General features: G+C 51.6%; 14 protein-coding genes and 4 tRNA genes. 3 read left to right on the forward strand and 15 right to left on the reverse strand.

The window, feature by feature from the left end; all coding sequences use genetic code 11:
• Nucleotides 1-31 precede the first annotated feature (31 nt).
• From lon to HMY34_RS05900, 11 genes are all read right to left on the reverse strand, one after another.
• The gene (lon, locus tag HMY34_RS05850; protein WP_202718350.1) at nt 32-2,452 is read right to left on the reverse strand and encodes an endopeptidase La; all 2,421 of its coding nucleotides are present in this window, start codon (nt 2,450-2,452) and stop codon (nt 32-34) included.
• Between the two features lie 142 nt (nt 2,453-2,594).
• On the reverse strand, nt 2,595-3,881 hold the full coding sequence (clpX, locus tag HMY34_RS05855) for an ATP-dependent Clp protease ATP-binding subunit ClpX (protein ID WP_202718351.1): 1,287 nt from the start codon (nt 3,879-3,881) through the stop codon (nt 2,595-2,597).
• 250 nt (nt 3,882-4,131) lie between these two features.
• Nucleotides 4,132-4,746, reverse strand: coding sequence for an ATP-dependent Clp endopeptidase proteolytic subunit ClpP (gene clpP / locus HMY34_RS05860; protein WP_202718352.1), 615 nt, complete (start codon nt 4,744-4,746; stop codon nt 4,132-4,134).
• 29 nt (nt 4,747-4,775) lie between these two features.
• Nucleotides 4,776-6,083, reverse strand: coding sequence for a trigger factor (gene tig / locus HMY34_RS05865; protein WP_202718353.1), 1,308 nt, complete (start codon nt 6,081-6,083; stop codon nt 4,776-4,778).
• Nucleotides 6,084-6,154: 71 nt separating this feature from the next.
• Nucleotides 6,155-6,239 (reverse strand) — tRNA-Leu (locus HMY34_RS05870).
• 106 nt (nt 6,240-6,345) lie between these two features.
• A tRNA-His gene (locus tag HMY34_RS05875) sits at nt 6,346-6,421 on the reverse strand.
• A 31-nt stretch (nt 6,422-6,452) separates the two neighbouring features.
• Nucleotides 6,453-6,528, reverse strand: a tRNA-Arg gene (locus HMY34_RS05880).
• Between the two features lie 19 nt (nt 6,529-6,547).
• Nucleotides 6,548-6,624, reverse strand: a tRNA-Pro gene (locus HMY34_RS05885).
• Nucleotides 6,625-6,720: 96 nt separating this feature from the next.
• Nucleotides 6,721-7,575, reverse strand: coding sequence for an ABC transporter ATP-binding protein (locus HMY34_RS05890; protein ID WP_202718354.1), 855 nt, complete (start codon nt 7,573-7,575; stop codon nt 6,721-6,723).
• 7 nt (nt 7,576-7,582) lie between these two features.
• The gene (gene ntrB, locus HMY34_RS05895) at nt 7,583-8,350 is read right to left on the reverse strand and encodes a nitrate ABC transporter permease (protein WP_202718355.1); all 768 of its coding nucleotides are present in this window, start codon (nt 8,348-8,350) and stop codon (nt 7,583-7,585) included.
• A 46-nt stretch (nt 8,351-8,396) separates the two neighbouring features.
• On the reverse strand, nt 8,397-9,671 hold the full coding sequence (locus tag HMY34_RS05900; protein WP_202718356.1) for a CmpA/NrtA family ABC transporter substrate-binding protein: 1,275 nt from the start codon (nt 9,669-9,671) through the stop codon (nt 8,397-8,399).
• A gap of 380 nt (nt 9,672-10,051) precedes the next feature.
• On the opposite strand from HMY34_RS05900, the gene HMY34_RS05905 reads away from it, so the two are divergent.
• Genes HMY34_RS05905 through HMY34_RS05915 form a run of 3 tightly spaced genes read left to right on the forward strand, consistent with a single transcriptional unit; the run spans nt 10,052 to nt 11,365 of the window.
• On the forward strand, nt 10,052-10,396 hold the full coding sequence (locus HMY34_RS05905) for a UPF0175 family protein (RefSeq protein ID WP_202718357.1): 345 nt from the start codon (nt 10,052-10,054) through the stop codon (nt 10,394-10,396).
• Nucleotides 10,381-10,869: a PIN domain-containing protein gene (locus tag HMY34_RS05910; RefSeq protein ID WP_202718358.1), complete on the forward strand. Its 489-nt coding sequence runs from the start codon at nt 10,381-10,383 to the stop codon at nt 10,867-10,869. Before HMY34_RS05905 ends, HMY34_RS05910 begins: the two co-directional genes overlap by 16 nt.
• A gap of 4 nt (nt 10,870-10,873) precedes the next feature.
• Nucleotides 10,874-11,365 carry a methylated-DNA--[protein]-cysteine S-methyltransferase gene (locus HMY34_RS05915; RefSeq protein WP_228287989.1) on the forward strand — a complete coding sequence of 164 codons (492 nt, stop codon included), beginning with the start codon at nt 10,874-10,876 and terminating at the stop codon, nt 11,363-11,365.
• Here the strand turns inward: HMY34_RS05915 and HMY34_RS05920 are convergent, their stop codons facing one another.
• The 4 genes from HMY34_RS05920 to HMY34_RS05935 form a co-directional block, all read right to left on the reverse strand.
• Nucleotides 11,366-11,923 carry a histidine phosphatase family protein gene (locus tag HMY34_RS05920; protein ID WP_202718359.1) on the reverse strand — a complete coding sequence of 186 codons (558 nt, stop codon included), beginning with the start codon at nt 11,921-11,923 and terminating at the stop codon, nt 11,366-11,368.
• A gap of 110 nt (nt 11,924-12,033) precedes the next feature.
• Nucleotides 12,034-12,417, reverse strand: a complete 384-nt coding sequence (locus tag HMY34_RS05925; RefSeq protein WP_202718360.1) for an alpha/beta hydrolase family protein — start codon at nt 12,415-12,417, stop codon at nt 12,034-12,036.
• A gap of 5 nt (nt 12,418-12,422) precedes the next feature.
• On the reverse strand, nt 12,423-12,737 hold the full coding sequence (locus HMY34_RS05930; protein WP_202718361.1) for a hypothetical protein: 315 nt from the start codon (nt 12,735-12,737) through the stop codon (nt 12,423-12,425).
• A 265-nt stretch (nt 12,738-13,002) separates the two neighbouring features.
• Nucleotides 13,003-13,602 (reverse strand): FMN-binding negative transcriptional regulator, encoded by a 600-nt coding sequence (locus HMY34_RS05935; protein ID WP_202718362.1) that lies wholly within the window; start codon nt 13,600-13,602, stop codon nt 13,003-13,005.
• Nucleotides 13,603-13,607 lie beyond the last annotated feature (5 nt).

The following is a 13,607-nucleotide window of genomic DNA, read 5'->3' on the forward strand; positions in this document are numbered from 1 at the left end:
CAGAAGCATTTCAGCACCCCTTGTAACGGTATTAATGCGGTCTAGCCGGGCTGGTTTCCTCTTCATCAGCCACCACGACTGCGGCTGAAGATGGCGTTTCCGCATCATCATCCAAGTCCTCATCATCCGCCAATGGCACGGGGGCATGTTCCAACGCCAACGCTAATACCTCATCAATCCACTTAACGGGGCGTATTTCTAAGCCTTTTTTGACGTTATCCGGTACTTCCGCCAAATCCTTTTCATTTTCCTTAGGAATCAACACCAGCTTAATACCACCCCGGTGCGCGGCCAGTAGTTTTTCCTTCAAACCGCCGATGGGCAATACTTCACCACGCAAGGTAATTTCACCCGTCATCGCCACATCAGCACGCACCGGAATGCGTGTCATCGCGGATACCATCGCTGTTACCATGCCGACACCTGCGCTAGGGCCATCTTTGGGCGTTGCACCTTCAGGCACATGGATATGTACATTGTTTTTGCGCAATGATTTGCGGGTGATGCCCAAGCTACGTGCACGGCTTTTCACCACCGTCTCAGCAGCATGAATCGACTCCCGCATCACCTCACCCAAGCGCCCCGTGCTTTTGATCATGCCATTACCCGGCAACAAAGCGCTTTCAATGGTCAATAGATCACCACCGACCGAAGTCCACGCCAAACCCGTTACCTGACCAACTTGGTTGATTTTATCGGCACGTCCAAAATCGAAACGTTTCACACCGAGGTATTTCTCAATGTTACGTGGGGTAACAGAACTCTTTTTCTTATCGCTGAGTAAATGCTCTTTGACGGCTTTACGGCATAACTTAGAGACTTCACGATCCAGATTACGCACTCCCGCTTCACGGGTGTAATGCCGAATAATGTCCATCACAGCGCTATCACTAATGGTCAACTCACCTTTTTTCAAGCCGTTTGCCTTGATCTGCTTGGGAACCAAGTAATTTTTGGCAATGCTGAGTTTTTCATCCTCGGTATAACCCGGAATGCGGATGACCTCCATGCGATCCAATAACGGCCCTGGAATGTGCATACTGTTGGAAGTCGCCACGAACATCACATCCGACAAGTCGAAATCCACTTCCATGTAATGGTCGGCGAAGGTGTGGTTTTGTTCCGGGTCCAATACTTCTAGCAACGCCGACGACGGATCACCGCGAAAATCGGTAGCCATTTTGTCGATTTCATCCAGCAAGAACAGCGGGTTGCGCGTGCCTACTTTGGTCAAATTCTGAAGAATTTTACCGGGTAATGAACCGATGTAGGTGCGTCGATGCCCGCGAATTTCGGCTTCATCGCGTACTCCGCCCAATGCCATCCGTGTAAATTTACGCCCAGTGGCACGCGCAATGGATTGCCCTAAGGAGGTTTTACCCACCCCCGGCGGCCCTACCAAGCACAAAATCGGGCCTTTGATCTTTTTGACGCGCTGTTGCACCGCAAGGAATTCGAGGATACGTTCTTTGACTTCTTCCAAACCGTAATGGTCTTCGTTGAGTACCTTTTCGGCATCCGGCAAATTATTATTGACTTTGGATTTTTTCTTCCACGGCAAATTCACCAGCGCGTCGATGTAGTTGCGTACCACCGTGGCTTCCGCTGACATCGGCGACATCATTTTGAGTTTTTTCAACTCGGCGTCGGCTTTGTCTTTGGCTTCCTTGGGCATACCGGCTGCTTCGACTTTACGCAGCAACTCTTCCATTTCATTCGGCGCAGCATCGTCCATTTCACCCAGTTCTTTCTGGATGGCTTTGATTTGCTCGTTGAGGTAATACTCACGCTGGCTGCGTTCCATCTGTTGCTTAACGCGCCCCCGAATCTTTTTCTCGACTTGCAGCAAGTCGATTTCACCTTCCACCAACTCCATCAGGTATTGAATGCGCTCTTCGACGTCAAGCATTTCCAATACTTTCTGTTTTTCCGCAATCTTCAAACCCAGATGCGCGGCAATGGTATCCGCCAAACGTACCGGATCATCAATGCTGGATAAGGAAGAGAGAATTTCTGGTGGAACTTTTTTATTCAGTTTGACGTATTGCTCAAACAAGCTCACCAAAGAACGGCTCAGCACGTCAATTTTACGGCTGTCAGCGGAAACCGAAGCAGCTACTTTAACCCGTGCAGCGGAAAAATCACCGTCATTATCAATCGCGATAATTTCCGCACGCTCCAGCCCTTCCACCAATACTTTCAGCGTGCCATCCGGCAGCTTCAGCAATTGCAAAATGGTGGCAAGCGTCCCCATGGTGTGCACATCATCTAACTCAGGGGCATCCACTTCGGCGCTTTTTTGAGCAACTAACAGGATTTGCTTGTTGCTATCCATCGCCATATCCAAGGCTTGGATGGACTTGTTACGCCCGACAAACAAGGGGATCACCATGTGTGGGTACACCACAACATCACGCAACGGTAAAACGGGAACGATGATTGATTCAGCCATAATAAGTACTCACTGTGGCAGATAAGAAACCCCTCACCCCCAGCCCCCTCTCCCTCAAGGGGCGAGGGGGAGCAGGAAAGATGACTTCTTAGCCCCTCTCCCCCTGAGGGAGAGGGGTTGGGGTGAGGGGATCAAATAAATGTTATTCGCCTGCGGCTAATTGCTGCTGCGGCTCGACATTTTCATAGATCAGATACGGTTGGGATTCGCCTTTAACGACAGAATCATCCACCACCACCTTGCTGACGTTCTGCTCGGATGGCAGGTCGTACATGGTATCCAGCAAGATTTTTTCCATAATAGAGCGCAAACCACGCGCCCCGGTTTTGCGCTCCATCGCTTTACGTGCAATCGAATGCAAGGCGTCATCGCGGAAGACCAGTTCGGCGCCTTCCATCTCAAACAGCTTAGCGTATTGCTTGGTCAAGGCATTGCGCGGTTCGGTGAGAATTTGTACCAATGCCGTTTCATCCAACTCTTCCAAGGTGGCAATAACTGGCAAACGCCCCACAAATTCTGGAATCAAACCGTAATGCACCAAGTCTTCGGCTTCGATGTCTTTGATGACTTCGCCGAAACTGCGGCTTTCTTCCGGTGATTTCACCTTGGCAGAAAAACCAATACTGCCCTTTTCGGTACGGCGGCGGATGACTTTATCCATACCGGAAAATGCACCGCCCACAATGAACAAAATATTGCGGGTATCGACTTGCAAAAATTCTTGTTGCGGGTGTTTACGCCCACCTTGCGGCGGTACAGACGCTACCGTGCCTTCAATCAGCTTCAACAGGGCTTGCTGCACGCCTTCCCCCGATACATCACGGGTAATGGAAGGGTTATCGGCTTTGCGCGAAATCTTGTCGATTTCGTCGATATAGACAATGCCCGTCTGGGCTTTTTCGACGTCGTAATCGCATTTTTGCAGCAATTTCTGGATGATGTTTTCCACATCTTCGCCCACATAACCGGCTTCGGTTAGGGTCGTGGCATCCGCAATCGTGAACGGCACATTCAGCAAGCGTGCTAACGTTTCCGCCAGCAAGGTTTTACCGCTACCCGTCGGGCCAATCAGCAAAATGTTGCTTTTTGCCAGCTCGACTTCATCCTTGCCGCTACCTTTTTTGTACAAGCGCTTATAGTGGTTGTAAACCGCTACTGAAAGCACGCGCTTTGCTAATTCCTGACCAATCACGTATTCATCAAGGTTGCCTTTGATCTCACGCGGCGTCGGCAGGGAAGATTGTTCATCAGACCCTTGCGCGGTGTGCATTTCCTCTTGAATGATGTCATTACACAAATCCACACATTCATCACAAATGAACACCGAAGGGCCAGCGATCAGCTTGCGCACTTCGTGCTGGCTTTTTCCGCAGAAAGAGCAATACAGCAGCTTGCCGCTATCGTGATCGCCTCTTCTATCTTTACTCATCAGAACCTCTATCCTGTGCCGCTTCACGACACATCAACGATGTAAACCAAAGGACTATGTTGTGTCCGTATGACTGCTTTCAAGCTATATTATTCTAATAAACTTGTCTTGTTACAAGAATACTCGCCTTTTACAAGTATTTTATGCTTCTTTTGCTGAAAAATACCTGTCCAGACACGAAAACAGCCTGTAAAGACAGGCTGTTTTCTGACAAATGGCTATGTAGGTCGGGCTTTAGTCCGACAATCCATCACGTGCGAACTGTCAAGACCTCATCAATCAAGCCGTATTCACGTGCCTGCACCGCATCCATAAAGTTATCCCGATCCGTGTCTTGCTCAATACGCTCGACCGTCTGCCCGGTATGACCCGCCAATACTTTGTTTAAAACCTCACGCATTTTAAGAATTTCACGCGCTTGGATTTCAATATCAGAAGCTTGTCCACGCGAGCCACCCGATGGCTGGTGGATCATAACGCGCGAATGTGGCAGTGCGAAACGCTTGCCCTTCTCACCCGCTGCTAATAACACCGCGCCCATGCTGGCGGCTTGACCGATGCACAAAGTGCTGACTTGTGGCTTGATAAACTTCATGGTGTCGTAAATCGCCATGCCTGCGGTAATCACCCCACCCGGTGAATTGATATACAGGTGAATATCTTTCTCAGGGTTTTCGGATTCGAGAAACAGCAACTGCGCCACAATCAGGTTAGCCATGTAATCTTCGACTTCACCCACACAGAAAATGACACGTTCCCGCAGCAAGCGCGAGTAGATGTCAAAAGCGCGTTCGCCACGAGCAGATTGCTCGATAACCATTGGCACGCCAACAGCGCGTGGTTCAATCGGGTTTATTCCAAACATTACAACCTACCTTTATCTGTTTACGGGACTCAGGCTTGTGCCTGTTCCGGCTTCTTAGGGTTCATGACGCTATCGAAGTCGCGGGTTTCGTCGTTGACGGTGGCCTTTTCCATGACCCATTCAACGATCATTTCTTCCATTACCGCTGCTTCGATGGTCTGCATGGCTTGACGGTTGCCCCGGTAGTAGTCTTTCAGCGCTTGCGGGTCTTCGTAGCTGGCAGCCACGGTTTCCAACATTGCCTCAACCCGTGCCGGGTCGCGTTGCAGGCTGTGTTGGCGAATCACTTCACCCACAATCAAACCCAACTTCACGCGGCGCTCTGCTTGCGGCGCAAACAACTCGTCGGGGATATTATCCGCCGGAGAGCCAGTGTTTTGCGAGAACTCATCACGAACGTAGCGGATTTCTTCCGTCACCAGTGACTTAGGAATATCAATGTTGTGCAGTTCCGCCAAACCGTCCATCACCTGCTGCTTGAGCTGGGTTTTGATGGCAGTGTCGAGTTCACGCTGCATATTCTTTTTGATTTCAGCACGGAAATCATCCACAGAACCGCTTTCCACGCCGAATTTAGTGATGAAATCGGTATCAACTTCTGGCAGCACAGCAGCGCGTACTTGCTTCATGGTCAGCTTGAATTGTGCGGTTTTGCCTTTCAGATTTTCAGCGTGGTAAGTATCAGGGAAAGCCACATCAATGGTTTTCACTTCATCGGCTTTCATGCCAACCAAACCGTCTTCAAAGTCTTTTAACATGCGGCCTGCGCCGAGTTCGACCGAATAATCTTCGGCAGCACCGCCTTCAAAGGCTTCGCCATCGACAGAACCGTCGAAATCGACTTTCACCGTGTCGCCTACCGCAGCAGCGCGGTCAACTTCATTCCATTCTTGATTTTGCTTGCGGATGACATCAATCATCTTGTCGAGATCAGCGTCAGCGATGTCTGCAACCGGGCGGGTAATCGTCAGGGTTTCAACACCTGCAATCACCACGTCGGGGTAAACTTGGAAACTCGCCACGAATTCGAGGTCTTTACCGGCTTCCATCGTTTTCAGGTCGATTTCTGGCAAACCTGCGACACGCAATTTTTCTTGATTAGCGGCATCTTGGAAGGCAGAACCCAGCAATTTTTCCACGACTTCGTAACGCACGCCATCTTCATAGCGCTTTTTGACCACGCCAAACGGCACTTTTCCGGGGCGGAAACCGTCGATTTTGACGCGACCCATCATCCCTTTCAGGCGTTTTTCTACTTCTTGGTCGATTTTTTGGGCAGGAACTGCCACTGTCATTTTGCGGTCGATGTTACCGATTGTTTCGACAGAAAATTGCATGTGAAAACCTCGTTACGGGTCTGACATCCACCAATGCAGGGCAGATAATCATTAAAATCAAGGAGTTAAAGTGGTGCGAAAAGAGAGACTCGAACTCTCACGCCTTGCGGCGCTGGTACCTAAAACCAGTGCGTCTACCAATTCCGCCATTTTCGCATGTATCAATTGCGGATTCCGGTCAGCAAACCTTACCGAGAATCACGAAGGAGGCGATTATACACAGCCCTTTGACTTTTGCATAATATTTGAAGCGGGAAAAAAGTGGGGTGGCTGATGGGACTCGAACCCACGACCACCGGAATCACAATCCAGTGCTCTACCAACTGAGCTACAGTCACCACTGAAAACATTGTCTGCTGGGGGCATTAATGGCGCGCCCGGCAGGGCTCGAACCTGCAACCTACGGCTTAGAAGGCCGTTGCTCTATCCGTTGAGCTACGGGCGCAAGTAAGAGTTGAAAATGTTGGTCGGAGTAGAGGGATTCGAACCCCCGACCACCTGTACCCAAAACAGGTGCGCTACCAGGCTGCGCTATACTCCGACATTGAAAGGTAGAGAATACGTTGATTCTGTTACTCAATCAAGAGCGCGAACTATACGTAGCACACGCTTTTACGTCAAGCCCTAAATGGGGTTTTTATGCAGCTTTTGCTGTCGCGGGTTTCAATTCCACAACATTATCACTGACGACCACCCCCGCTTCCTTGTGCGCGTGTTTCTCATACAAGAAACGCAACACGTCGGCACGGTAATGGTTGTACGTAGGGTTATCCGCCAATGCCAGCCGATTGCGCGGGCGCGGCAAATCGACTTTCAGGATTTCCCCCACTGTCGCTGATGGCCCATTGGTCATCATCACAATCCGATCCGACAGCAACACCGCCTCATCCACATCATGCGTCACCATAATCACCGTTTTGTGAGTGGCGGCAGTGATTTTCATCAGCTCATCCTGCAAATGCGCACGGGTCAACGCATCCAACGCCCCAAACGGCTCATCCATCAGCAACACTTTTGGATCCATCGCCAACGCCCGTGCAATCCCCACCCGCTGCTTCATCCCGCCGGAAATCTCATTCGGAAACTTATGTTCTGCATGAGTCAGCCCCACCATTGCCAAGGCTTCGTGGGTACGCTGCTTAAGCTGTGCCTTCTTTTCCGTCGCACCAAACACCCGATCCACCGCGAGGTACACGTTGTCAAAGCACGTCAGCCAAGGCAGCAACGAATGGTTCTGGAACACTACCGCCCTATCCGGCCCCGGCCCTTTGATTTCGCGGTCAGCACACAACGCCACCCCACTGGTATGGTTCAGCAACCCCGCCACGATATTCAGCACGGTCGATTTACCGCAGCCAGAATGCCCAATCAAGGTAATAAACTCGCCTGCCGCGATGTTCAAATTCACCTCTTGCAACGCCTGAAACGGACCTTTCTTGGTGTTAAACACCATATCGACGTGTTCAAGCTGCACGTATTTGCTGGAATCCATAACCACCTCACTCGGTTCGCAAACGGCTGGCAAGCAGCAACAAAAATTGTTCTAACAACAGGCCAATCAGCCCCACCACGAAAATCGCAATAATGATGTGTTCAACGTTCAAGTTGTTCCACTCATCCCACACCCAGAAACCCAAACCGACCCCGCCGGTCAGCATTTCCGCCGCCACAATCACCAACCACGCCACGCCGATTGCCAAGCGCACTCCGGTCATCACATACGGCAAGGTTGCGGGCAACAAAATCTTGGTAAACATCTTCCACGACGACAGATTCAACACCCGTGCCACGTTCAGATAATCCTGTGGAATCCGTGACACACCGACGGCAGTATTAATAATCATCGGCCAGATCGACGAGATGAAAATGACCCAAATCGCCGCCGGTTCAGCTTTCTGAAACACCAACAAGCCAATCGGCAACCACGCCAACGGCGACACCGGACGCAACAAGCTAATGATCGGCGCGAGCATGTCGTTGAAAAACTTCACCCGCCCAATAATGAAACCCACCGGAATCCCAATCAGTGCCGCCATCCCAAACCCAATCCCTACCCGCGCCAACGAATTGAGGATGTTCCAACCAATGCCCTGATCATTCGGGCCATTTTGGTAAAACGGGTCTTTGAACAACTCAACGGCGGATGCCCATGTTGACACCGGCCCCGGCAATTGCGGGTTGGTGGCGGATACCAGCGACCACAGCAGCACGAAGCCGAGCAGTCCTAGGAAGGGGGCTAGTAGCCCTAGTGAACGTTCTTTCCACATACGAAACTCCTTATGGGGAGGGCGACCGCCGGTCGCCCCTACACCGTTACACCTTAACCGCAAACCCATCTGCATACGCTTTCGGGTCTTTGCCGTCCCATTTCACGCCGTCGATCAGCGTGGATTCGCGCATATCGCTGGCGGGGATGCTGACTTTCGCCAGTTCTGCCGCTTGTTTGTAGATGTCGATCTGGTTGACCTTTTTGGCGGTTTCCAGATAGTCAGGGTGGTCTTTGAGCAAGCCCCAGCGTTTGTGCTGGGTCAGGAACCACATGCCGTCGGACAAGTACGGGAAATTCACCGCGCCGTCGTTGCAGAATTTCATGTAGTTGTCGTCCTTCCATGTTTTGCCGATGCCGTTGTCGTATTCGCCTTTCATGCGCCCTTCGATGACGCTGGCTTCGGTATTGACGTAGGCTTTGGCAGCAATCGCGCTGGCAACTTCGCCACGGTTTGCCATGTCGTCGATGTATTTGGAGGCTTCCAGCACGGCAGCGGTCAAAGCACGCGCTGTATTCGGGTTGGCTTTGACCCACTCAGCGGTGGTGCCGAGGATTTTTTCAGGGTGGTCTTTCCAGATGTCTTGGGTGGTCACGGCGGTGAAACCGATCTTGTCGGCAATCGCCCGCGCATTCCACGGCTCACCCACGCAATAGCCGTCCATATTGCCGATGCGCATATTGGCAACCATTTGCGGCGGCGGTACGGTGATGGTTTTCACGTCTTTCATCGGGTTCACGCCTAAGCTGCCCAACCAGTAGTAGAGCCACATGGCGTGCGTGCCGGTCGGGAAGGTTTGCGCAAAGGTGTATTCACGCGGATTCTCTTTCATGAATTTGGCAAGCGATGCGCCATCGGTCACGCCCTTGTCGTGCAACTGGCTGGACAGCGTAATCGCCTGACCGTTGTTGTTGAGCGTCATCAGGTTTGCCATGTCTTTTTGGGGACCACCGATGCCCATTTGCACCCCATAAACCAAGCCGTACAGCACATGCGCCGCATCCAATTCGCCGTTGGTGAGTTTGTCGCGTACCGCTGCCCATGACGCTTCTTTGGTCGGGGTAATGGTTAAGCCATACTTTTTGTCGAAGCCCTTCAAATTCGCCATCACCACGCTGGCGCAGTCGGTCAACGGGATAAAACCGACATTGATATTGGGTTTTTCCGGTGCATCCGAACCTGCTGCCCATGCCGCGTTGCGCACGCCCGCTGGTACTAGCGTCATGATCGAACCCGCTGCCATCAGTAAGCCACCTTTCAGCAAGAAATCGCGGCGGCTAGGGTTGGTGACGGACGTATCCGGTTTTTTGGTATCGCTCATAAAAACCTCAAATTCATTTCGTGTAGACAAAAAAAAGCCCTGACGCGCCTGTTGGGGAGGAGGAACCAACAGGGGGTCAGGGCAGCTTTACCCAAATACCGTACTACATCGCACGGTTAGGAGGAGGAGTCACTTCAATCGTTGCAGTCGCCGTTGACTGCTTGATGATTACAATGCAAGGGGTGTGCCAAGTATGAGGAAGCTAGGATTTTTGCGGGGTTGGGTGGGAAATGGTAGGTTTCGCAGGCATTTTACCCACCCTACAGTTCATTAGAATGCACTTATGTCGTGCTTTTTTGGCTTGAATCGGGCGTAATTGGTGCAACGCCAACAGCATTCCCCTATAATCATCCTATCTCATCATCCTGGGAAACATAGGCATGAAAACCGTTAACGTCAGCAGCCTGAAAAACAACCCCAGCGAAGCCTTGCGCTATGCCCACGAAGACATGGTGTTGGTCATGAACCGTGACCAACCTGACGCACTGATGATCGGGCTGAACCAAACCGGCGGAATGCTGGATATGCCCGGTGTACGCACCGCCTTAGCCACCTCGCTATTCAAAGACAGTACATTATCACTGGCACGTTCTGCACGGCTGGCAAACATGGTGCTGGCAGATTTCATCGCGCACGTTTCACGCTTGGGCATTCCCGTCATTAACCAAACTGCCGCCGAAGCCAACCAAGACATGGATACGCTGGAACAATGGCTCGCGTTGTAATTGCCGATGCCAGCCCATTGATTGGGTTAGCCATTGTCGATGGCTTGCCATGGTTGCCGCACCTGTTCGGCGAAGTCTGGTTGCCTGAAATCGTGCGCAATGAAGTATTGCCGGGCAAACAAGCGCGTGGTGAACCCGCTATACAAGCAGCATTATCCGCTGGCTGGTTGCGAGTCTGGGAACACCCCTTACCTGCCCTCACAGGGATTGACCTCGACGAAGGGGAAAGCGCCTGCATCAGCCTTGCTTTGCATCATCCCGACCCCGTGCTGCTGATCATGGATGAACGTGCTGGACGCGCAGTCGCCTTGGAGAAAGGGCTAACCATCACCGGCACGGCTGCCATCATTGGCATGGCAAAACAGCGCGGCTTAATCCCTGCCGCCCGCCCGGTATTTGAAACCCTGCACCAAGCGGACTTTCGGATTGCCGCCGCCGTTATCCGTCAAATCTTAACGCGGATTGGAGAATAAACACATGCACACCATGCGTATCGGTTTTGCAACGTGGGAATCGCCCGTCGGCACACTGACTATCGCCGCCACTGATGAGGCGGTGTGTGCCGTCGCTTTTGACAGCAACTGGCAACACATCCGCGCCACGTTGGGTGAGGTGCAAGCGCACAGCAACGCACTGACCCGCGCAACCATCAGCCAGTTGCAGGCGTATTTTGCCGGAACACGGCGCACCTTCGACTTGCCGCTAAGCGTGCATGGCACAGATTTTCAGCAACGCACTTGGCAAGTGTTGCGTGACATTCCTTATGGCGAAACCCGCAGCTATTCCGAACAAGCGCAAATGATTGGGCAACCGCAAGCAGTGCGGGCGATTGGGCATACCAACGGGCTGAACCCAATCAGCATTATCGTGCCATGCCATCGGGTGATTGCTAAATCGGGCAAGCTCGCGGGTTATGCGGGCGGGTTGGCGGCGAAAGAATATTTGCTGGCGTTGGAGGCTAGGATCTAGTTATGTGGCGTACTCGTATACGCCAAATGCCCAATGTTTGCTACCCGGTGAAATTTCAGCTCGCCAGCCCTGCTTGCGCAATTCCTTTGCCAGCAATCGATTCATGACACCATGCCCGACCAGTAATACGCTGCCGTGTTCTTCGGCAAGCTGCATCAACACGCCAGCGGCTTCTTTTGCCCTGTTACTCGCAACTTTGAAAGATTCGCCATTTTGCGAGTAGCCCAGCAACCATGCAATCCGCAGCAGAACAACCCAAATAGAAATAGATAATTTGAGGTTGCCCTTGCTGGGGTACGGCAAGGGTGCTTCCTTGAACAAGGCACTGGTCAACACAATGTTTTCCAGCTTCAAAGCGTGGGCAGATAAACGCGAACGGATTAAATCGCTGACCACGACGGCATTACATTGTTGTGCCAGTTCCATTGCCTGAGTGGGTGACTGGTCAACAATCCCAGCCGTGTCATACTCATGGATTATGTAGGCAAAGTCGGTAGCTTTGACACGGCGGGAAAAATCGAAGTCGGGTTTGCCGTGGCGCATTAGGATGATTTTCATAGTAATTCTAAGGGGATAATAAAGCAGGCATTTTGCAGCAGATCGTTAAAAGTGACAAATCACTAACCAAAGTATTACATAGCGATACTTCAGGGATAGGAATCCGCAACTTACTGTTTATTTGCCAACATTTGCAACACGGTTTCCACATACACCCTTGTTATATGCCTGTAAGTATCCGAGTGAGTACCACCTTGAACAGGTATAACGCGAATATGCGCAGGTATGGCATTAGGTTTATAAAGGTCTACGATAGGCGTTTGCGTATCCGCCGTTCCCTGAAAAATGACCGCCGGAACGTTGGGTATATCGGATAACGCCTCCATCAGCGAATAGTCATGGGGTAATATTGCGGCAATGGGCAAATCTGCCAAAGGAGAAAGATACCATTTGGCTTGCAACGAACGGGTAACGGCAACTGACAGCGAGGGCGCTGCGGATTCCAACACTAGCCCAGCCGCTGGATAAATGTTGGCGGTATACGCTGCCAGCATCGCTCCTAATGAACGCCCACCAATACCGTTTTTTCCTTGGGGCAGGTTTGCTGGATAGTGTGCATCGCTTGGGCAATCAATGCCTGTAGGATTCCCAATTGTGTCTCACCGTGCGCCCCATCCTGCCCCGGAAAAAACACCACGCAACCCGTTTGACCTGCATTGTAACGCCGCACCAGCAAGGTGTTTTCGGCGGTATCGGCAACATGAAACGCTGTCGTTTCAGTCGTGGCGGCATCAAGGGTAATGGGTGGAAACAGGCGACGGTCGCGGGCAAACAGCAAGGTATAAATGGCAACGCCAAGATACAGAACCAGCATTACAGAACCAGCATTACAGAACCAGCATTACAGAACCAGCATTACAGAACCAGCATTACAGAACCAGCATTACAGAACCAGCATTACAGAACCAGCATTACAGAACCAGCATTACAGAACCAGCATTACAGAACCAGCATTACAGAACCAGCATTACAGAACCAGCATTACAGAACCAGCATTACAGAACCAGCATTACAGAACCAGCATTACAGAACCAGCATTACAGAACCTGCCATTAGCAAACGTTTCAAGGTATTCCCCTTTACTCCTGATGTTTTGCCATCAATGCCGCTACCCCTCGCTCGTTTTCCCCGCCGCTGGCTTCGAGGGCTTGCATAACGTTGTGCTGATCGGTGGCACTGCGGTTCTGGCTCAGTTTGTATTTGGCTTGCAGCGATTCGATGGTGATTTCAAAACCGACAATCGCTTCCAGCATTTTAGCGGGGTAGCTGGGAATCCAAGCGTTCGGGGTATCGCCTTCGTAGTAATTACTGAGGCGTTCCACCTGTGCTTGCAGCCATGCCGTATCGTGGATGAGGCGCACCTTGCCATAAACATGAACGGCGGTGTAATTCCAAGTGGGTACACCCGCACCTTCGTACCATGTCGGTGAAACGTAGGCGTGTGCGCCTTGGAACATTGCCAACACCTGCGGGTTTGCTGCTAAATGCAACCATTGCGGGTTGGCTTTAGCAAGATGACCAGACAGCGTAAGTGTATCGCCCTGTTCCAACAGAAACGGGATGTGGCTGGCGAAGGGAACGCCTGCTTCCACCGTGAGTAGCGTTCCGAAAGCGTGGGCTTGGATGAAGCGCAGAATTTCGGCTTGGTCGTGTTCGGCAAAGTGTTTTGGGATGTACATCAGAA

The sequence above is a fragment of the Thiothrix subterranea genome, assembly GCF_016772315.1.
GTDB classification, from domain to species: Bacteria; Pseudomonadota; Gammaproteobacteria; order Thiotrichales; family Thiotrichaceae; genus Thiothrix; species Thiothrix subterranea.

Coding starts and splice junctions, on each gene's coding strand:
- lon (WP_202718350.1), bottom strand. CDS start 2,452: ATGGCTGAATCAATCATCGTTCCCGTTTTACCGTTGCGTGATGTTGTG.
- clpX (WP_202718351.1), bottom strand. CDS start 3,881: ATGAGTAAAGATAGAAGAGGCGATCACGATAGCGGCAAGCTGCTGTAT.
- clpP (WP_202718352.1), bottom strand. CDS start 4,746: ATGTTTGGAATAAACCCGATTGAACCACGCGCTGTTGGCGTGCCAATG.
- tig (WP_202718353.1), bottom strand. CDS start 6,083: ATGCAATTTTCTGTCGAAACAATCGGTAACATCGACCGCAAAATGACA.
- HMY34_RS05890 (WP_202718354.1), bottom strand. CDS start 7,575: ATGGATTCCAGCAAATACGTGCAGCTTGAACACGTCGATATGGTGTTT.
- ntrB (WP_202718355.1), bottom strand. CDS start 8,350: ATGTGGAAAGAACGTTCACTAGGGCTACTAGCCCCCTTCCTAGGACTG.
- HMY34_RS05900 (WP_202718356.1), bottom strand. CDS start 9,671: ATGAGCGATACCAAAAAACCGGATACGTCCGTCACCAACCCTAGCCGC.
- HMY34_RS05905 (WP_202718357.1), top strand. CDS start 10,052: ATGAAAACCGTTAACGTCAGCAGCCTGAAAAACAACCCCAGCGAAGCC.
- HMY34_RS05910 (WP_202718358.1), top strand. CDS start 10,381: ATGGCTCGCGTTGTAATTGCCGATGCCAGCCCATTGATTGGGTTAGCC.
- HMY34_RS05915 (WP_228287989.1), top strand. CDS start 10,874: ATGCACACCATGCGTATCGGTTTTGCAACGTGGGAATCGCCCGTCGGC.
- HMY34_RS05920 (WP_202718359.1), bottom strand. CDS start 11,923: ATGAAAATCATCCTAATGCGCCACGGCAAACCCGACTTCGATTTTTCC.
- HMY34_RS05925 (WP_202718360.1), bottom strand. CDS start 12,417: ATGCTGGCAGCGTATACCGCCAACATTTATCCAGCGGCTGGGCTAGTG.
- HMY34_RS05930 (WP_202718361.1), bottom strand. CDS start 12,737: ATGCTGGTTCTGTATCTTGGCGTTGCCATTTATACCTTGCTGTTTGCC.
- HMY34_RS05935 (WP_202718362.1), bottom strand. CDS start 13,602: ATGTACATCCCAAAACACTTTGCCGAACACGACCAAGCCGAAATTCTG.